The 18,227-nt window shown below is 43.5% G+C and carries 20 protein-coding genes; 8 read left to right on the top strand and 12 right to left on the bottom strand.

The window, feature by feature from the left end; all coding sequences use genetic code 11:
- Positions 1-23: 23 nt before the first annotated feature.
- Entirely contained in the window at positions 24-1,178 is a 1,155-nt protein-coding gene (locus CUS_RS08225; RefSeq protein ID WP_002849313.1) for a ribose-phosphate pyrophosphokinase, read from the bottom strand.
- Between the two features lie 335 nt (positions 1,179-1,513).
- Here CUS_RS08225 and thrH point away from each other — a divergent pair, with 335 nt between their 5' ends.
- From thrH to CUS_RS08240, 3 genes are all read left to right on the top strand, one after another.
- Positions 1,514-2,119, top strand: coding sequence for a bifunctional phosphoserine phosphatase/homoserine phosphotransferase ThrH (thrH, locus tag CUS_RS08230; protein WP_002849480.1), 606 nt, complete (start codon positions 1,514-1,516; stop codon positions 2,117-2,119).
- A 208-nt stretch (positions 2,120-2,327) separates the two neighbouring features.
- The gene (locus tag CUS_RS08235; protein ID WP_002849274.1) at positions 2,328-4,394 is read left to right on the top strand and encodes a polysaccharide biosynthesis protein; all 2,067 of its coding nucleotides are present in this window, start codon (positions 2,328-2,330) and stop codon (positions 4,392-4,394) included.
- 159 nt (positions 4,395-4,553) lie between these two features.
- Complete coding sequence (locus tag CUS_RS08240) at positions 4,554-5,198, top strand: M15 family metallopeptidase (protein WP_002849518.1); 645 nt, start codon at positions 4,554-4,556, stop codon at positions 5,196-5,198.
- A gap of 54 nt (positions 5,199-5,252) precedes the next feature.
- Here the strand turns inward: CUS_RS08240 and CUS_RS08245 are convergent, their stop codons facing one another.
- The 10 genes from CUS_RS08245 to CUS_RS08290 form a co-directional block, all read right to left on the bottom strand.
- Positions 5,253-5,597: an arsenate reductase family protein gene (locus CUS_RS08245; protein WP_002849371.1), complete on the bottom strand. Its 345-nt coding sequence runs from the start codon at positions 5,595-5,597 to the stop codon at positions 5,253-5,255.
- Positions 5,598-5,662: 65 nt separating this feature from the next.
- On the bottom strand, positions 5,663-5,926 hold the full coding sequence (locus CUS_RS08250) for a DUF3781 domain-containing protein (protein WP_002849369.1): 264 nt from the start codon (positions 5,924-5,926) through the stop codon (positions 5,663-5,665).
- Between the two features lie 174 nt (positions 5,927-6,100).
- Positions 6,101-7,717, bottom strand: coding sequence for a phosphoenolpyruvate carboxykinase (ATP) (gene pckA / locus CUS_RS08255; RefSeq protein WP_002849382.1), 1,617 nt, complete (start codon positions 7,715-7,717; stop codon positions 6,101-6,103).
- Between the two features lie 345 nt (positions 7,718-8,062).
- Positions 8,063-8,374 (bottom strand): thioredoxin, encoded by a 312-nt coding sequence (trxA, locus tag CUS_RS08260; RefSeq protein ID WP_002849440.1) that lies wholly within the window; start codon positions 8,372-8,374, stop codon positions 8,063-8,065.
- Between the two features lie 26 nt (positions 8,375-8,400).
- Positions 8,401-8,766, bottom strand: coding sequence for an Imm6 family immunity protein (locus tag CUS_RS08265; RefSeq protein ID WP_002849348.1), 366 nt, complete (start codon positions 8,764-8,766; stop codon positions 8,401-8,403).
- Positions 8,763-9,677 (bottom strand): ribonuclease Z, encoded by a 915-nt coding sequence (locus CUS_RS08270; RefSeq protein WP_002849207.1) that lies wholly within the window; start codon positions 9,675-9,677, stop codon positions 8,763-8,765. Before CUS_RS08270 ends, CUS_RS08265 begins: the two co-directional genes overlap by 4 nt.
- 41 nt (positions 9,678-9,718) lie before the next feature.
- Positions 9,719-10,171 carry a GNAT family N-acetyltransferase gene (locus CUS_RS08275; RefSeq protein WP_002849491.1) on the bottom strand — a complete coding sequence of 151 codons (453 nt, stop codon included), beginning with the start codon at positions 10,169-10,171 and terminating at the stop codon, positions 9,719-9,721.
- Positions 10,172-10,195: 24 nt separating this feature from the next.
- Positions 10,196-11,152, bottom strand: coding sequence for a serine O-acetyltransferase EpsC (epsC, locus tag CUS_RS08280; RefSeq protein WP_002849295.1), 957 nt, complete (start codon positions 11,150-11,152; stop codon positions 10,196-10,198).
- A 90-nt stretch (positions 11,153-11,242) separates the two neighbouring features.
- On the bottom strand, positions 11,243-11,890 hold the full coding sequence (locus CUS_RS08285; protein WP_037276931.1) for a hypothetical protein: 648 nt from the start codon (positions 11,888-11,890) through the stop codon (positions 11,243-11,245).
- Positions 11,891-12,006: 116 nt separating this feature from the next.
- Positions 12,007-12,981, bottom strand: coding sequence for a hypothetical protein (locus CUS_RS08290; protein WP_002849329.1), 975 nt, complete (start codon positions 12,979-12,981; stop codon positions 12,007-12,009).
- Between the two features lie 178 nt (positions 12,982-13,159).
- Here CUS_RS08290 and CUS_RS08295 point away from each other — a divergent pair, with 178 nt between their 5' ends.
- Positions 13,160-13,378 (top strand): hypothetical protein, encoded by a 219-nt coding sequence (locus tag CUS_RS08295; RefSeq protein WP_002849459.1) that lies wholly within the window; start codon positions 13,160-13,162, stop codon positions 13,376-13,378.
- Positions 13,375-14,100: an NTP transferase domain-containing protein gene (locus tag CUS_RS08300; protein ID WP_002849190.1), complete on the top strand. Its 726-nt coding sequence runs from the start codon at positions 13,375-13,377 to the stop codon at positions 14,098-14,100. The genes CUS_RS08295 and CUS_RS08300 overlap by 4 nt, the downstream gene beginning before the upstream one ends.
- Here CUS_RS08300 and CUS_RS08305 read toward each other — a convergent pair.
- Positions 14,095-14,637, bottom strand: a complete 543-nt coding sequence (locus CUS_RS08305; RefSeq protein WP_002849311.1) for an alpha/beta hydrolase — start codon at positions 14,635-14,637, stop codon at positions 14,095-14,097. The genes CUS_RS08300 and CUS_RS08305 overlap by 6 nt on opposite strands.
- Positions 14,638-14,780: 143 nt before the next feature.
- Between CUS_RS08305 and add the strand changes: the two genes are divergently transcribed.
- From add to CUS_RS08320, 3 genes are read left to right on the top strand one after another with little or no spacing between them, the layout of a single operon-like run.
- Positions 14,781-15,803, top strand: coding sequence for an adenosine deaminase (gene add / locus CUS_RS08310; RefSeq protein ID WP_002849425.1), 1,023 nt, complete (start codon positions 14,781-14,783; stop codon positions 15,801-15,803).
- Complete coding sequence (locus CUS_RS08315; RefSeq protein ID WP_002849278.1) at positions 15,796-17,112, top strand: ATP-binding cassette domain-containing protein; 1,317 nt, start codon at positions 15,796-15,798, stop codon at positions 17,110-17,112. Before add ends, CUS_RS08315 begins: the two co-directional genes overlap by 8 nt.
- Complete coding sequence (locus CUS_RS08320) at positions 17,112-18,050, top strand: ABC transporter permease (RefSeq protein ID WP_002849242.1); 939 nt, start codon at positions 17,112-17,114, stop codon at positions 18,048-18,050. Before CUS_RS08315 ends, CUS_RS08320 begins: the two co-directional genes overlap by 1 nt.
- Positions 18,051-18,227: the final 177 nt, after the last annotated feature.

Consider the following 18,227-nt stretch of genomic DNA (forward strand, 5'->3'; position numbering starts at 1 on the left):
ATCGCCCGTTCAGATAAACTAAATTAGTTGCCCTTTTTGATATAGTACTTGTCAAGCAGAGCAGATATTTTCTTGTGAGGATCGATGACCTCCGAGATGGAAGCATCATGATTAAGTGCAGCGATGTAATAAGCGATGTACTTAGCCACATCAACTTCATGGAACCACTCCCTCTGAAGCAGTTCAGGAGTACGGTATGTGAGGTTTGTGCCGAATACGCCATCTATAATGCCATCAGCAAATGCCTTGTCAAAAGATGCAAGTCCGTTTGTGAAGATAGCATAAGTAGCATAGCAGTATATCTTGTTTGCATTTCTCTTCTTGAGTTCAACTGCAACTTCCAGCATTGACTCGCCCGAAGAAATGATGTCGTCAGCAATGAAAACGTCCTTGCCCTTAACGTCATTGCCCATATATTCGTGTGCAACAATGGGGTTTCTGCCGTTTACAACGGTGGAGTAGTCGCGCCTTTTGTAGAACATACCCATGTCTACACCCAGTACAGATGCGTAGTACATGTTTCTGTTGATCGCGCCCTCATCGGGAGATACGATCATGAAGTGCGCCTTGTCAGGTCTGAAATCGTCAAGGCTCTTGAACATGGCTTTAAGCACCTGATAGGAGGGTATAATGTTGTCAAAGCCCATCAGCGGTACTGCATTCTGCACTCTTGGGTCATGTGCATCAAAAGCCAGCACGTTCGATACGCCCATAGCCTGTAATTCCTGAAGAGCGACTGCACAGTCCAGCGACTCACGGTAGTTTCTTCTGTGCTGTCTGCCGCCGTAAAGTGAAGGCATGATAACATTTATTCTGTGGCATTTACCGCTTGCAGCCTGTATGATACGCTTGAGATCCTGATAGTGATCATCAGGCGACATGTAGTTCTCATGACCGAAATAATCATACTTTACACTGTAATTGCCCATATCACAGAGAATAAACAGATCGTTGCCGCGTACAGTCTGCTTGATAAGACCCTTGCCGTCGCCCGAAGAAAATCTGGGACACTCAGCCTCGACCAGAAATGTATCCTTAAAGAAATTGTCCTCGTTCGCCCACTTTACCAGATAAGCGTTGACCTTCTCGCCAAGCTCCTTCGCGCCCGCCATCGGGATAAGCCCGAGGGGAGCTACTCTCGAATCGTTGTCAAATAAAATCTTGTCAGCACTACCCATTATTATATATACCTCCATCTATAAATGCGGTCAGTTAGCCTGACCTACATTTACATTATAACTGATATTTCCCTCTTTTACAAGGGGGTTTGCAGAAATTTAAAGATTTTTCACCTTTTTTACAAAATTATACTCTATAATAAAAGTAAATTTTACAGTTGGACTATTGCAGTAACAAACTGTATAAAAGTTGTGCAAACTATATAAAATAGGCAATGGAGTATATATTTTGCAGGATTGGATTTTAAAAATTGCAAAAAAGCCCTTTACAAAATCCGAATGATGGTGTATAATGTTTATTGTGATAAATCCAAACATTTTCGGAGGTAAGAAAAATGATAGTTACTTGTCTTGACCTTGAAGGCGTATTAGTGCCTGAGATATGGATAGCTTTTGCGGAAGCCAGCGGCATCCCCGAGCTGAAGAAGACTACAAGAGATGAGCCTGATTATGACAAGCTGATGCAGTATCGTCTTGCAATACTGAAAGAGCATGGTCTGGGACTTAAGGAGATACAGGATACCATCGCAAAGATTGACCCGATGCCCGGCGCTAAGGAGTTTCTTGATGAACTGAGAGATTGCTGTCAGGTGCTTATACTGAGCGATACTTTCACTCAGTTTGCAAAGCCTCTTATGAAGAAACTGGGCATGCCTACTATTTTCTGCAATGAACTTGTTGTTGCAGAAAACGGTGAGATAACAGGCTATAAGATGAGATGCGAAAAGTCCAAGCTGACCACAGTAAAGGCACTTCAGTCCTGCGGTTTTGAAACTATTGCCAGCGGTGACAGTTTCAACGATCTGGGAATGATACTCAACAGCCGCGCCGGTTATCTGTTCAGAAGCACCGACAAGATAAAGGCTGATTACCCTGATCTGCCTGCTTTTGAAACTTATGATGAACTTCTTGCAGCTATCAAGGCTGAGATCGCTAAGTGATTTTAAATATTTATTAAGTTAATTTTAACTCCCGACATAAAAATTATGTCGGGAGTTTTTTGCTTTTTTATACTAAATCAGCACTTTTACTAATACATGGCTGTGTCGAAAACGTTTATTTTAATGACTAATACTTGACATTTTTAGTCATGATATGCTATAATAAAATTAATTAGTTATAGGAATTATCCGAGGGGGTAATTAATTAATGGATAATGAGAAACAGAATGTGGGGAAAATTAGTTTAAGGAAAAGGAAAAAGCTGGAGCACTGGCAGATAGTTTCTTTTTATCTGATGGCATACGACGTGGTCGTAGCAGCAGGCAGCTATTTTGCAGGACTATGGCTGCGGTATGACCTTAAATTTACTCAGATACCGCGTTATTATCTGGAAGCATTCGCTTTTTTCGTGCCGATCTATGCCGTTGCTGTGGTTGGGGTGCATTGGTATAACAGGCTTTACAAGAGCATCTGGCGATTTGCAAGCTATACAGAACTTAAATATGTTACGCTGGCGACTATTGAACTGACGGCACTGCATACACTGCTTATCACTCTCATCTTCCGCAGAATGCCCATATCTTACTATCTTGTGGGACCTCTGCTGCAATTCACGTTTGTCATTGGCATTCGTTTTTGCTACAGATTTATTCTGCTGGCGCGTGAACATAAGCATCCTGCACCTGATGATGACAGAAAACTTAAGCGTGTCATGTTGGTAGGTGCTGGCAATGCGGGTCAGATGATACTGCGCGATATCGAACAGTCAGAGGGACTTAAGGAGAAAGTCGTCTGCATAATAGATGATAATCCCAACAAATGGGACAGGTATATCGACGGTGTTCAGATCGTCGGCGGGCGTGATGATATTTTACTCTCAGCGCAGAAATATGAAGTCGATGCTATCTATGTGGCTATCCCCAGTGCGTCTGCTGATGACAGACGAGATCTTCTGAATATCTGTAAGGAAACAGGTTGTGAACTTAAAAATCTTCCCGGTATGTATCAGCTTGTTACGGGTGATGTTTCGGTCGCAAAGATGAAAGATGTTGCCATAGAAGATCTTCTGGGCAGGGAACCCATCGAGATGGATATGTCTGAGGTGTATGATAACTTGCAGGATAAAGTCGTTCTGGTAACGGGCGGCGGCGGTTCGATAGGCAGTGAACTTTGCAGGCAAGTCGCTCAGCACAATCCGAAACAGCTTATAATCTTTGATGTTTACGAAAACAACGCCTACGATATACAGATGGAACTTCGCCGTAAGATGCCTGAACTCAATCTTGTGGTGCTGATAGGTTCTGTGCGTGACAACAAGCGCATCAACGAGGTATTCGAGAAATATCATGTTGATATCGTTTACCATGCAGCAGCGCACAAACATGTTCCTCTGATGGAAGACAGCCCGTGTGAGGCGATCAAGAACAACGCTATCGGTACATATAAGACAGCATATGCAGCAATGAGAAGCGGCTGTCAGCGATTTGTGCTGATATCCACCGATAAGGCGGTCAACCCGACTAATATCATGGGTGCCAGCAAGCGTCTGTGTGAAATGATAATACAGACCTTTGACTATATGGTGAAGAATGGCAGATGCCGTGAGATACCAAGAATACACGCTCATATGACTGATAAAGACTGGGAAGTTGATCCTGCTTTGGAGAATTTCACTCCTCATACACAGTTCTGTGCTGTTCGTTTCGGAAATGTTCTGGGCAGTAACGGTTCGGTAATACCGCTGTTCAAAAAGCAGATCGCTGAAGGTGGTCCTGTAACTGTTGTTGACAAGAACATAAACCGTTTCTTCATGAGTATCCCCGAAGCTGTTTCTCTGGTATTGCAGGCAAGTGTTCTGGGCAGCGGTTCGGAGATATATGTACTTGATATGGGCGAACCGATCAAGATAGATACTCTGGCGCGCAATCTTATCAAGCTGTCGGGTCACAAGCCCGATGTTGATATCAAGATAGTCTACACAGGTCTTCGACCCGGTGAGAAGCTGTATGAGGAAAAGCTGATGGCTGAGGAAGGTCTGAAACGTACAAAAAATCAGAAGATACATATCGGTCAGCCGATACCTTTTGAGTATGACAAATTCCTGTCAGATATCAGAGAACTGATGAATGTGGCATATGACGAGGACGAGTATGGTGTTTATGAAAAAGTGAAGGAGGTCGTAACGACTTTCCACCCGACCACAGCACCAAAAAGACCGGTAGTTACATCATTCAACTCTGCCGCAGTTCATGAGAAGACTGCTGTCAAGGTGTAAATATGGACAAGTTGGGGGAAAGTTTGCTTTCCCCCTTTTGTATTTATTCCGAAGATAATTAAATCAAGCAAAAAAGCCTTGACAAAAGTACATATATCTGATAAAATATCATATGCTGATGTTGTCAGCGTTAAGGGTCACTTTTTTGGAGGATTAGACATGAAGAATGAAGTGTTTTTGCTGCGTGAGGGTTTTTCTGCTTCACCGCTGAGCGATGAAGTGATAGAGCGTATCACAGGCAAAACGTATAAAGAAAACAGTGAGATCGACCTTGATGACCTTTCGTATTTGCAGATAAGGTATATTGATTTCAGCCATAATATCGCAGATGGCGAGATGATAGTTCACAAATCACTGGCTAAGGAAGTTCTGGAGATATTTGAGATGCTTTTTGAGGCTGAATACGAGATCGAAAAGATCAAGCTGTGTGATGAGTATGATGGTGATGATGAAGCATCAATGGCGGACAATAATTCCTCCGCATTCAATTTCAGAAATGTAGCGGGTACGCAGGAACTTTCTCTGCACGCACTGGGCAGGGCGATAGACATCAATCCGCTTTACAATCCTTACATAGTAGGGGAGGAAATCAGCCCTGCAAACAGCATTCCATACGTTGACAGAAGCAAAGATTTCAGTCACAAGATCAACCACCATGATCTCGCATACAAGGTATTTGCCAGCAAAGGCTGGAAATGGGGCGGTGACTGGGAAAATTCCAAAGACTACCAGCATTTCTATAAGCCGAAGGGCAACCCCGTGAAGTCTGCGGTGGATAAGCTGAAAAAGCTGGTGACAGAATAATAATATCAGTACAAAAAGACGTACCGTTCACAGACGAGCGGTACGTTTTTTGCGTTATAATTTCTCCCATTCAGCCTCTTTGAAGCCCACAAGGACGGTATCTCCGCTGACGAGTATCGGGCGCTTGACCAGCATACCGTCTGTTGCAAGAAGTTTGAGCTGTTCTTCCTCCGACATGGCGGGCAGCTTGTCTTTCAGTGCCATCGACTTATAAAGCAGTCCGCTGGTGTTGAAGAACCTTTTCAGCGGCAGACCGCTCTTTTCATACCAGCTTTTCAGCTCTTCGTATGTGGGATTATTTTCCTTTATGTCGCGCACTTCGTAGGACTTGCCGTTGTCGTCAAGCCATTTCTGCGCCTTTTTACAGGTGGTGCATTTGGGGTAGCATACAAATGTCATGGTATTCCTCCTTAATATTCGGTGCTGCGGGTGGGGGACTGTTGAACCGTGATCGCAGACAGATCTTAATTATCGATATTTTCGCGGTGCTTATGTGCCGTGATAATTGTGAAACTGCTTGCGTTGACGGTGATCTCAATGCCGCCGCAGAGCGCGTAAAAATTCTTGCCGCGCCGCGTTATGACAGCATCGCAGTCCGTGATGATCTCGCGGCAGAACTCCACCGCGTTTGCGGGCGCACAGCCCGTATTTCGCGCGATACGCAATTCACCCATATCCGTAGTGTGCAGTTCATCAATATGTTTTAAAAGTTCAATGTTATCCTTCATTTTTGTTATATATCAAACTCCCAATTTTGATGTGTATTGCTGATGATACAAAATGGCTGTTCTTTCGTATTGTTCCCCCGCCGAAGGCGTGGGAACAATACACAACCAAATTGGGATATATCAAAAAAGCCCCGCAGAGATGTGCGGAGCTTTAATTGAATAGCTTAAACTATATTAGTCAACCTTAGGACCAGCGGGAACCAGAGCCTTACCAGCCTCGTTGCCCTCGTACTTAGCGAAGTTCTTGATAAATCTGTTAGCCAGATCCTTAGCCTTCTCTTCCCACTCGGAAGCGTTAGCGTATGTATCTCTTGGATCAAGGATAGCAGGATCAACGCCGGGCAGTTCGGTAGGAACTTCAAAATCGAAGTAAGGTATCTTCTTGGTAGGAGCCTTCAGAACGTCGCCGTTCAGGATAGCATCGATGATACCACGAGTATCCTTGATGGAAATTCTCTTGCCTGTGCCATTCCAACCTGTATTAACGAGGTATGCCTTAGCGCCGCTCTTCTCCATCTTCTTTACCAGCTCTTCTGCATACTTGGTAGGATGCAGCTCGAGGAATGCCTGACCGAAGCAAGCAGAGAATGTAGGAGTAGGCTCAGTGATGCCGCGCTCGGTACCTGCCAGCTTAGCAGTGAAACCTGACAGGAAGTAGTACTTGGTCTGTTCGGGAGTCAGTATGGAAACAGGAGGCAGAACGCCGAAAGCATCAGCAGACAGGAAGATAACGTTCTCAGCAGCAGGACCTGCGGAAACGCCGTTTACCTCAGATGCGATGTTGTTGATGTGGTCGATAGGATAGGAAACACGAGTGTTCTCGGTAACGGACTTGTCGTCGAAGTCGATCTTGCCGTTAGCATCAACAGTTACGTTCTCCAGCAGAGCATCTCTCTTGATAGCGTTGTAGATGTCAGGCTCAGACTCCTTATCAAGACCGATTACCTTAGCATAGCAGCCGCCCTCGAAGTTGAATACGCCGTTGTCGTCCCAGCCATGCTCGTCATCACCGATAAGTCTTCTCTTAGGATCTGTGGAAAGGGTAGTCTTACCTGTACCCGACAGACCGAAGAAGATAGCGGTGTGCTTGCCGTCCATATCGCAGTTAGCAGAGCAGTGCATGGAAGCGATACCCTTAAGAGGCAGGTAGTAGTTCATCATAGAGAACATACCCTTCTTCATCTCGCCGCCGTACCATGTGTTGATGATGACCTGCTCGCGGCTGGTGATGTTGAATACAACTGCGGTCTCAGAGTTCAGACCCAGTTCCTTGTAGTTCTCGACCTTAGCCTTAGAAGCGTTGTAAACAACGAAATCAGGCTCAAAGTTCTCCAGTTCCTCAGCGGTAGGCTTGATGAACATGTTCAGGATAAAGTGTGCCTGCCATGCCACCTCAACGATGAAACGAACAGCCATTCTGGTATCCTTGTTTGCACCGCAGAAAGCATCAACTACGTACAGCTTCTTGTTGCACAGTTCTTCAACAGCTATCTTCTTGACAGCGTCCCATGCTTCCTTAGTAGCAACGTGGTTGTCGTTCTTGTACTCGTCAGAAGTCCACCAAACAGTGTCCTTGGAGTTGTCGTCCATAACGATGAACTTATCCTTAGGTGAACGACCTGTGTAGATACCGGTCATAACGTTTACAGCACCCAGTTCAGTTACCTGACCAACTTCGTAGCCCTCAAGACCTTCCTTAGTTTCCTCCTTGAAGATCTCTTCATAAGAAGGGTTGCGGATGATCTCAACGGAACCTGTGATGCCGTATTTTGTAAGATCAAGATTTGCCATTTTATTTTCCTCCTCAAAAATGATTTGTGTATGTGACAATATATTTTTATACAATATATTGTGGCGCTCACTATTTCTATTATACCATATTTTCGCACTTTGTCAAGCATTTTAATTATTAAAGAGCAAATTTTATCATTATGACAATTTACTATGTAATATACAGACAATATTAGTATCATTTTGCAGGAATAGTTTTAGCTAAATTCAAATTGCAAAGCACAGATCAAAAAGCATAATGCAACATCATCACAAATATATCCCATAAAAAGACAGCACAAAGTTTACCTCGGTGAAACTTGTGCTGTTTCTTTATATGAATTTGAATGCGGTCAATCCTGCAAATCAACCTCTGATGAATGATATCAGCTTTTCTTTGTCGATAAGCCCTACAGACACGTTGACAGGGTCGCCTGATTTGAAAAGCATCAGTGTGGGAATACTCATGATACCGTATTCCATAGCGATATCGCGTGCTTCATCAACATTCAGCTTGCAGAACTTTACTTTGTCAGTTTCAGCAGAAAGTTCATCGACTATTGGTGATAGTGCCATACAAGGACCGCACCATCCTGCCCAGAAGTCTACGACTACAGGCTTATCGCATTCAAGCACCTCCTGCTTGAAATTACTGCTGTTTACCACATATACGCTCATATCTTGTACCTCCTTGCTATAATATTCTACAGGCAGACTTCTCGGCAAAAGTGATCTAAGCATTCTTCTGCCGATGGGAACTCAGTCAGATAGCCGAAAAAACTATCGATCTTATCAATTTGAATGTTTTCAATGTCTTCGGGAAGATACTTCTGACTTTCTTCAACATACATTTTGCAGACAACACAGCTAAGCACGGATATGACTGCATTTTCAAAAGGGGAGTCATCGCTTGAACATTCAGTACCCATCAGATCATATATCGCGTTTGCTGTTTTATCGCTTTCTTCAATTGTATTGAAAAGTTTATCAAGATGTTCAGCCTTATCAATGCCTATCACGCTTCGGTGCGATTCTGTGAGCCACCTGACATACGCCAAAGCACTGCTCATAACGTTTTCTTTTCTCCGTCTTTAGAGATGATCACATTCGGGAACAGTTTTTTCAGTTCCTTCTCAAAGTTTTCGGGGTGCTTTTCGGCAGGACTGTAATGTGTCAGCCAAAGTTCCTTGACACATGCTTTTTCTGCAAGACGGCAGGCATCCTGCATAAGCATGTGACCTTTCTCGTTCATGCTCTGCTTTTTGTCGGCGTCACCGTACATGCCTTCGCAGATGAAAAGATCGGCATCTTTTGCAAAGTTGACTATTGGATCTATAGGCAATGTGTCTGTAACGTATGTTACCTTGACGGGCGGACGCTTGTCGCCAAGCACCTCATCAGGCTGTATGACTCTGCCATCATCAAGTGTCACAGCTTCGCCGCTGTGCAGTACACGCCACATTTTTACGGGTACGCCCAGTGATTGTGCTTTATCAGGTTGAAATACAGCTTTCTTTTCCAGAAGCATGCTGTAAGCCAGACACTTTACACTATGTCTGACCGGCAGAGTGTAAACGGTCAGCATAGGATCAATCTTATCGGCAGTAAAGCTGACAGCTTCCTTATCCGGAAGCATATGCAGTCTGACATCAAAAGGAAGTCTTCCACAGACGGATATCAGATTTCTTACAACACGTTCAGCGCTTTCGGGCAGATAGATGTCGATGGGTTCTTCGCGTGAGCAGTTGCCCATAGATAACAGCAGACCCGGCAGACCTGTGACATGGTCTGCATGATTATGAGTTATAAGTATCATTTCGATGCGGCTTATTTTAAGGTCGGATGATGCAAGTGCTACCTGCATACCCTCGCCGCAGTCTATAAGTATTGCTTTTCCGTTATATTCGAGGAAACAGCCTGTCAAGTATCTATCCTTTAATGGCAGCATACCACCTGTTCCCGCAAGACAAATGTCGGGCATACATATTTTCCTTTCATTATTGTGTATCAAGTATTTTATCTTTATAGTTTATATTGCATGAAATTATTGTTTTTTACAAAACCGAAGTCTGTGTACAGCATCACACCCATATCAGATGCCGTTATCTGTACAGTTCCGCAGCCGCGTTTTTTTGCTTCGTCCACTACTTTTCCCAGCAGTGTTTTTGCTATTCCCATTCGCCTGTATGACGGTTCGGTGTACATGCTTGAAAGCAGTCCTATCTTACCGTTTGGACATCCGAAATACGGTGGCTTTTCCACGATAGACATTCCGCTTGTTCCGATCATCTTTTCACCGTCCATAGCCAGCCATGAAACAAAAGTATCATTTGTGAGATGGCGTTCATAGTAGTCGCGAAGTGCCGGTACAAGGTCTATGTCTTCTTCAGCACCCTCTTCACGCAGTTGATCTATCCTCATTCTTATGAATATATCGAGATCTTCGGTTTTAAGTTTTCTGTATGTTATTGTCATTTTTGTCTTTTGTGTTTATTTATCTCAGATCATGTAATACCATGTTTCTTCGGGATCAAGTTCTTTGCACTCAACAGGGTGACTACTGTTGTAGTTATAGTGAAGTTCCTGCGATTTTACGCTGACTTTCGCCCCGTCCGGAACAGAAGTCGTGATGAATGCGTTACCTCCTATCACCACATTTTTGCCTACCACCGTATCACCGCCTAGTATAGATGCACCTGAATAAATAGTTACATTGTCTTTGATGGTGGGGTGGCGCTTCTTGTTGCGCAGGCTTTGTCCGCCGCGTGTAGAGAGTGCGCCGAGTGTTACGCCCTGATAGATCTTCACATTGTCACCGATGACTGAAGTTTCACCTATAACGATGCCTGTACCGTGATCGATGAAAAAGTATTTGCCGATGGTCGTACCGGGATGGATATCAATTCCTGTTACGCTGTGGGCATGTTCGGTCATTATTCGTGGGATAAGCGGTACACCCAGCAGAAACAGTTCGTGTGCGATGCGGTTGGTGAGTATCGCATAAATACCGGGATAGGAGAATATTATCTCATCGGTGTTATATGCCGCAGGGTCACCATCAAAAAAAGCCTGAACATCTGTTTCGATATACTCACGTATCTTCGGTATTTTATCGAGAAAATCAAAAGTCAGTCCTTCTGCCTTGATGGATATCTCTTCAGCTGAAAGTCCACTGAACTGAGGTTCATATTTCAGCACCAGTGCTATCTGCTTTGATAGATTATATATAACATCTTCAAGCAGCATCGAGATATTGTTGCGCACCGTGTATATCTTGTAACTCTTATTTCTGAAATAACCCGGGTAGATTATCTTTCTCAGCTTTTCCAGAATATCTACGACCGCCTCTTTGTCAGGGTGTTCAAACAATTTTATCTCATCGATCACACGATCTTTGCTGTAATCCTCCATAAGGGTTTCCACCAGACCGTTTATCCTTGATTCAATTTCAGACATTTCTTTTCCTCCGATACGTTAATAAACATATAGAAATAATATGATTTGATTATACCATATAATATTTTGCTTGTCAACCTCGGAAATAACTCAGTACATCTTGGTATTATACATATCGACCATAAATTTTCCCTGATCTTCGGGATTAAAATCAACATCTTTAGCATTTTCTTTATGGATATCACCATCAGGGAGTATATTGTACGCTATATTATGCTGGAGCCATTCTTTAGCCATATCTTCCGGTTCACGCCAGCTTTCACCGTCGCTGCCATGAAGCGGATGGATATCTATTAGCGCCTGACATATGGTTATCATGTCATCTTTGACGATTATCTTATAAGAATCGACGATCTGCCAGTTTTCGGGTTTATAATAGGCATAAAAGACCTCGTCATCATAAGTGAAAGCGAAGTTTTCATTATTGCCGTCGATGTCATACATTTTCATTTCTTCGGCATCTTCCGGCACATCTTTGTTCTTTTTTTCTTTTTTCTTATCATCTTTTTTCTTTTTTGACTCTGTTTTACTATTATTAATGGATTTTTTTTCTTTTTTTGAAGATTCGTCAGCATCGCTTTTGTCTGTTGAACTGCTTTTATCTTTTACATTTTTCTTATCTACAGATTTGGTGACACTGTTTTTGTTCTTTTTAGTGATAGATGTGGCTTTTTTTGAATTGCATCCGCATGTGGTCAACATAATAAGGCTTAACATGATCATCAGTATTCTTTTCATTTTTATCTCCATTTTTTGCGCTTATAAGATAAGAACTTACAAGCAGTCTTCTGTTTGATACTATCATATTCTACCCCTGATTTAATATCCTGCCCCTATTTTGCGGTAATATCTATCTATTTTTCGTCAGCTGTACTGCTGTCAGCATCATACTGTATAGGTTCGGTCGTCAGACCCTTGTCATGTGTTTCTTCACAGCGAGCGGTTATATCATTTACGATCTTTGAGAACACTTCAAAGTACTCATCGTATTTTTTCTTAGCTTCTTCCGAATCAAGGCTCATGGTTGCCTGTGGAAATCTTATTGACATATGAACATCATTCGGCATAAGTTCATACTTGAATTCCTGTGCCATGACCTCTGAGTTCAAACTGAACCCCTTTTCGTCTATATACTTGTTATCGGGGAACTTTTCTTCCAGAGTGTTATCCATCATCTCCATGTAGTCATCGCGTGTATGCGAATCGGTTATGACTATCATCGCTTCACCCGTCTGGACCTGTGCGAGGAACTTCTGCGTATAGGTGTTTTCTGTCACAGGGTCTATATTCTGACCGATTGGTATATTTATTATGCCCACATGGACATATCCGTTGCCGTCAAGGTCGTCAACATATTTTTCAAAGAATGTTTCTATCTCTTCTGTGCGCTGTGAAAGGTCGTTGTCGGTCACTATCATCACACAGATATCATCGCGTTTGCGGGTAGCTTCGGTGATGACCAGAAATCCGACTATGACCAACGCAATAAATGAAAACGTGACAATGAATTTATAGTGATACCAAAAATTCACGACTGCTGCCCAGCCGTGAGGTTTTTCATAGGCATCGTCATTTTTAGTCAACTCAGAGCTTTCTTCATCGGTCAGCCCCGACTTTAATTTCAGCAGTTCCAGCTTTTCTTCTGCTATTTGACGCTCACGCTCTTTTTCCGCTTCACGTTCCTGCTTTTCGCGTTCAGCTTCCTCAGCAGCAGCCTGTTCTTCAAGCTGTCTGCGTTTATTCTGTTCTTCTTTGGCGAGTCTTTCCTCGTATTCGCGGTCTTCTTCGTCAAGTTCCAGCTTGTCTATGTTTATCTTTTTCTTGGACATTATATCTTAACCTTTCAATCGATAAATATTTAAATTATTAAATCATAAAATAATCAACTAACGATTATAAAACAATGAATATATAGTTAATTTTGAAATTTATAGCTAATTAGGAATAATTTTCTATCCTTGATTTTTGTTTTTATCTATGTTATAATATAAAATTGGAGGGATCACAATGAAGAATTACATCATAACCGACCTTATTGAGCCTGACAATGGCTGTGAAGGCTTCGCTGATGGCGAGGAGCCAATGGTCACACTGATACTGGATGACGGCAGAAAAATCAGAGTGCCTGACATGACTGCATACAGAAACGGCTGGGATACAGGTGTTTGCGTCACAGATGAACAACTCTCACCATATCTGAATGTCGCAGAGCGAGGTGCGAAATGACCGCGCTTATCCTGAATTCGGGACGCGGTTCGCGTATGGGCAGTCTGACTGATGAGCACCCAAAGTGTATGACTGTGATATCGTCCGATGAAACTATCCTGAGCCGACAGTTAAGGCTGCTGGCAGAAGTAGGTGTCAATGATGTCGTGATGACGACGGGTTTCAGCGAAGACATACTGAAAAGCTATGCCGATAGCCTTGAAAGTCCGCTGAATATCCGCTATGTGCATAACCCTGTTTTTATGGATACCAATTACATTTATTCCATATATCTTGCACGCGAACATTTAAATGATGATATCCTGTTGTTACACGGTGATCTCGTCTTTGAGAAAAGTGTGCTTGAAGAGATATTTCATTCGGCAAAAAGCTGTATGGCTGTTTCGTCTGAACTCCCTCTGCCGAAAAAGGACTTTAAAGCTGTAATTGAAAATGGCAGGATAGTTAAAGTCGGCATAGAGTTTTTTGAGAATGCAGCTGCCGCTCAGCCACTATATAAATTATCCGAAAAAGATTGGCATATCTGGCTCGACAGCATCATTTCATTCTGTGAGAGCGGAGATGACAGTAAACGCCGCTGTTATGCGGAGAATGCTTTCAATGAAGTTTCCGAGATCTGTCGTGTTTTCCCGCTTGATACAGGTCTGCGGCTTTGCACCGAGATAGACGACCCTGCTGACCTTGAACGTGTTTCATCACTGCTGAAAAAAAGTGTGTTATAACAGCCTTTCTATTTTCTCTATGACGTCACGGAGATACTTCAGGTCGGTCATGACATCACCCGTTTCAAGCGAATGGTTCGCTTTGTCATATTCGCAGAGCGGCACGTTTTTTTGCTGACAGACCGACCTCAGTGCTGATGTGTCAGCCCATTGGTCGGCAGTACCATGAAATGCTGTGCAGTTATCCGATGGCATCTCAAAGGTCTGCAAAAGGGGAGTCAGCAGCACACATTCCGCATTTATACGAACATCTTCACGATAGGCAAGGCAAGCGGCTGTACCGATGCTTTTGCCAATAAAAATTATTTTTTCATATACCGAAAGATCAATGTCCGCCAGCTGTGCTTTGCTCTGTGAAAGTGCCAGTTTGGCGGCATTTCTCATTTTGTCTTCATTGTCTTTTACGCTTGTGTCAAAGCCTGAATATTTCAGCGCCTTGACTTCATAGCCCTTGCTTCTTGCCAGCTTTCCCGCGTAGTACAGCAGCGGCTTGTCGCAGTGGTAGCCGATGCCGGGAAAAAGTATACATAGTTTCATTTTTTATCACTCCTGTCATAATCGATTATAACACACAAAATAACTTCGGTCAAGCGCTGTGTTTTTATATAAATATGTTGACAAAAGCGCGGCTTAGTAGTAAAATAGTAGTGGTAATATTATGATGTATAGGAGGACTTGCTATGAACATGTCAATTGTTTGCAGTAAAGACAAATATATAGATCTCCATCTTCACCTTGACGGTGCTGTTACACCTGAAATAGCGCATAGGCTTGCTGAGATGCAGGGCATAACTCTGCCCGATGACGATATTCTTGAAGAGCAGCTTTCTGTTCAGCCTGATTGCAGCAGCCTGAATGATTTTCTTAAATGCTTTGAGCTGCCGGTTTCGCTTTTGCAGACTAAAGAGGCTTTGTCGGAATGCGTTTATATGGTATGCACTTCGCTGAAAGAGCAGGGTGTAATTTATGCGGAGATACGTTTTGCACCACAGCTGCATTGTCAGCGCGGTCTTACTCAGGAAGATGCTGTGCGTGCTGTGCTTGACGGGCTTGAACGCAGTTCTTTGAGCGCGTCTGTTATTCTATGCTGTATGCGCGGCAGCGGCAATGAAAAAGAAAACTTTGAAACCGTTGAAGTTGCAAAGAAATATCTTACCAACGAGGGCGGAGTAACTGCCATTGACCTTGCAGGTGCGGAAGCACTGTTCCCGACAAAGAATTATCGCGAACTTTTTGCAAGGGCGAGAAAGTACGGTATACCTTTTACGATACACGCGGGTGAAGCTGACGGTGCTGACAGCATACGCGCCGCTGTTGAGTTCGGCGCAGTCCGTATCGGGCATGGTGTCAGGTGCTTTGAGGACAAGGCTCTTATGGAGATAGTCAGAAAGAATGGCATTGCCTTTGAGATGTGTCCGACCAGCAATCGTCAGACTCATTCGGTGAAAGATATGAGCGATTATCCGCTTATGGCTTATCTTTCAGCGGGTATAAAGGTGACGATAAATACTGACGATCCTGCTATTGAGCGTACCACTATAGCAGAGGAGTACAGATATATCCAAAAGCTGTTCGGGCTTGATGAGAAACAAAAGAAACAGCTGCTTTCCAATGCGGTCGATGCGGCTTTTACCTCTGAAAGGGTAAAGTCGAAGCTGAGGCGGGAACTTGGTATAGCTGCGGAGGGTGTTCTCGATGACTAGAACTACAGAGTTTTTGGCGTTCTTTGCCGCACAGATACTTGAAACTATCGGTATGTGGCGTATTTTTGTCAAGTGTGGTAAGCGAGGCTGGCTTTCTGTCATTCCGCTGTTCAGGCAATATTATCTCGGTGTCTGCGCAGGACGTGATGGTGAGGGGCGTATGCTGGCACTGCTGGAAGCAGGTGTCGATGCTTCGATAGTTTCCTGTATTTTTTTTGAGGTAGGTTCTCTCCAGTATATGGTAGCTTCGTTCTTCTTCCTGCTGGTAATGATACCTTATACCATATTCAGGATAAGAGTGTGCTTCGGGCTTTGTGATGCTTTCGGCAGAAATCGTTTCTGGGTGGTGCCCTGGATCGTTTTTGACTGGCTGTGTGCGCTGATATGGGGTTTGATACCATCTTTTAAGACGGCTGAGGGCTATCCGTTTGACGAGGAAGAGGTCGCACCTGAACTGAGCGGACTTGAAGTCGATCTGGATGCACCGGGTCTTTCAATTAATATCACCCGCCGTACTGCCATGAGTTTTCTAAAAAGGAAAGTGCTGCTGAGAGATATACACCTCAACATACCAATGGGACATATGGTGCTGCTGCTGGGCGGTTCAGGTTCGGGCAAGACCACTTTTCTAAATGCGGTAACAGGATACGAAAAGGCAAAAGCTGTCATCACTCTGGGCGACAGCGATGTTTACAAACAGTATAACAGCATGAAATACGACATCGGTTTTGTGCCGCAGCAGGATCTTGTGCGCGGCAGTGATACGGTATACAGAACACTTTCAGATGCCGCGAGATTAAGACTGCCTGCCGATTATACCATCGATAAACGCAGGAACCGCATTAACGATGTGCTTGATACTTTCGGACTGACACCTGTGAAAAGCAGTCTGGTGGACAAGCTGTCAGGCGGTCAGCGCAAAAGACTTTCCATTGCGATGGAGTATATTTCCGATCCGACACTTTTCATTCTCGATGAACCCGATTCGGGGCTTGACGGCGTTATGGCAAGATCACTTTTTGAAAAGCTGCGCTCGATAGCCAACACGGGCAAGATAGTTATTGTCATAACTCATACGCCCGACCGTGTTGCCGACTTGTTTGACGATGTGATAGTTGTTGCAAAAGATGCAATGCGCACAGGCAGACTTGCTTATTACGGAAACACGATAGATGCCTACGAATTTTTCGGCAAACGTTCTATGGAAGAGATACTTATGTCAGTTAACCGTAAAGAAGAGGGCGGCGAGGGCAGAGCGGATGACTTTGTAAGAAAGTATTCGGCATTGAAAGCAGGAGGTATGGCTTGATGGATACATATGTTAAACACACAGGTCGTGTAAGCCAGACCTTTATTTATCTCGGCAAGCTGTTTCGCATGTTTATTTTCAGGAATGACTGGAAAGCATTGCCTATGGCGGCATTTATCTCAGGTCTTGTTTCTTTCGTGGTGGGCAAGAAGATGAATGTTTCGATGGAGGGTACTCTGAGAGGTGCTTTCGCATTTTCCTGCATTTGTATATGGAACGGTTTCTTCAACTCCATACAGGTCATATGCCGTGAAAGGCATATAATCAAGCGTGAGCACCGTTCGGGTCTGCACATGACTTCTTACGTATTCGCGCATATGATATATCAGGCTTTTCTATGCAGCTGTCAGGCGGCTATAACCATTACAGTGATGGTGCTCGCTAAGGTTAAAATGCCATCGATGGGTTATGTCACTGACCCGATAGTTGATATGTTCTTTACAATGTTTCTTATAACTTACGCGGCTGATATGATCGCACTTTTCATATCTTCATTTGTTAAGACGACCACTACTGCAATGACAGTTGTTCCTTTTTTGCTTATCTTCCAGCTGATATTTTCGGGCGGTTTCTTTTCACTGACAGGAAATGCTTACAAGCTATCCTATCTGACTGTTTCAAAGTGGGGACTTACTTCACTTTGCGCGCAGGGTGAATATAATTCGCTGCCGATGACTTCTTTGTGGACCTCTATGAGCAAGATGCGCAGCATGGAAATAGAAGGTCAGAAACCTGTTGACGAACTGCTGGATTATATCACAGCATCAAAGCGAAAAGACGAACTGATGCTTGAATGCGGCAGCAACAATCAGGATAAGCGCTATGAATCAAGTGCCGAGAATGTATTGAAATGCTGGCGAAATCTGGGTATTTTTATCGCACTGTTTGCTTTTTTATCAGTAGTTATGCTGGAATTCATCGATTATGACAGACGATGAACTGTATCTGATAAATGTGATATTTTTGGCAAAAACAAATATATGAAACCTGATCCCTCACTGTAAAAAGTGAGGGATTTCCGCTTTGCTATTTTTATTTAAAAAAACCATGACAACCATTGACAATTCATTTGAAATGTAATATAATATGGATAGATTTTATGATTTCGGGGCTTA

This window comes from Hominimerdicola alba 8, from assembly GCF_000178155.2.
Taxonomy (GTDB): Bacteria; Bacillota; Clostridia; order Oscillospirales; family Ruminococcaceae; genus Hominimerdicola; species Hominimerdicola alba_C.

Excerpts from the sequence above, each read along its gene's own strand:
- CUS_RS08245 (WP_002849371.1), bottom strand. The coding sequence starts at position 5,597 with ATGACATTTGTATGCTACCCCAAATGCACCACCTGTAAAAAGGCGCAG.
- CUS_RS08295 (WP_002849459.1), top strand. The coding sequence starts at position 13,160 with ATGAAGAATTACATCATAACCGACCTTATTGAGCCTGACAATGGCTGT.
- CUS_RS08320 (WP_002849242.1), top strand. The coding sequence starts at position 17,112 with ATGGATACATATGTTAAACACACAGGTCGTGTAAGCCAGACCTTTATT.
- CUS_RS08235 (WP_002849274.1), top strand. The coding sequence starts at position 2,328 with ATGGATAATGAGAAACAGAATGTGGGGAAAATTAGTTTAAGGAAAAGG.
- CUS_RS08240 (WP_002849518.1), top strand. The coding sequence starts at position 4,554 with ATGAAGAATGAAGTGTTTTTGCTGCGTGAGGGTTTTTCTGCTTCACCG.
- CUS_RS08225 (WP_002849313.1), bottom strand. The coding sequence starts at position 1,178 with ATGGGTAGTGCTGACAAGATTTTATTTGACAACGATTCGAGAGTAGCT.
- CUS_RS08270 (WP_002849207.1), bottom strand. The coding sequence starts at position 9,677 with ATGCCCGACATTTGTCTTGCGGGAACAGGTGGTATGCTGCCATTAAAG.
- CUS_RS08285 (WP_037276931.1), bottom strand. The coding sequence starts at position 11,890 with ATGAAAAGAATACTGATGATCATGTTAAGCCTTATTATGTTGACCACA.
- add (WP_002849425.1), top strand. The coding sequence starts at position 14,781 with ATGAACATGTCAATTGTTTGCAGTAAAGACAAATATATAGATCTCCAT.
- CUS_RS08265 (WP_002849348.1), bottom strand. The coding sequence starts at position 8,766 with ATGAGCAGTGCTTTGGCGTATGTCAGGTGGCTCACAGAATCGCACCGA.
- CUS_RS08290 (WP_002849329.1), bottom strand. The coding sequence starts at position 12,981 with ATGTCCAAGAAAAAGATAAACATAGACAAGCTGGAACTTGACGAAGAA.
- thrH (WP_002849480.1), top strand. The coding sequence starts at position 1,514 with ATGATAGTTACTTGTCTTGACCTTGAAGGCGTATTAGTGCCTGAGATA.
- trxA (WP_002849440.1), bottom strand. The coding sequence starts at position 8,374 with ATGAGCGTATATGTGGTAAACAGCAGTAATTTCAAGCAGGAGGTGCTT.
- CUS_RS08315 (WP_002849278.1), top strand. The coding sequence starts at position 15,796 with ATGACTAGAACTACAGAGTTTTTGGCGTTCTTTGCCGCACAGATACTT.
- pckA (WP_002849382.1), bottom strand. The coding sequence starts at position 7,717 with ATGGCAAATCTTGATCTTACAAAATACGGCATCACAGGTTCCGTTGAG.
- CUS_RS08275 (WP_002849491.1), bottom strand. The coding sequence starts at position 10,171 with ATGACAATAACATACAGAAAACTTAAAACCGAAGATCTCGATATATTC.
- CUS_RS08250 (WP_002849369.1), bottom strand. The coding sequence starts at position 5,926 with ATGAAGGATAACATTGAACTTTTAAAACATATTGATGAACTGCACACT.
- CUS_RS08300 (WP_002849190.1), top strand. The coding sequence starts at position 13,375 with ATGACCGCGCTTATCCTGAATTCGGGACGCGGTTCGCGTATGGGCAGT.
- CUS_RS08305 (WP_002849311.1), bottom strand. The coding sequence starts at position 14,637 with ATGAAACTATGTATACTTTTTCCCGGCATCGGCTACCACTGCGACAAG.
- epsC (WP_002849295.1), bottom strand. The coding sequence starts at position 11,152 with ATGTCTGAAATTGAATCAAGGATAAACGGTCTGGTGGAAACCCTTATG.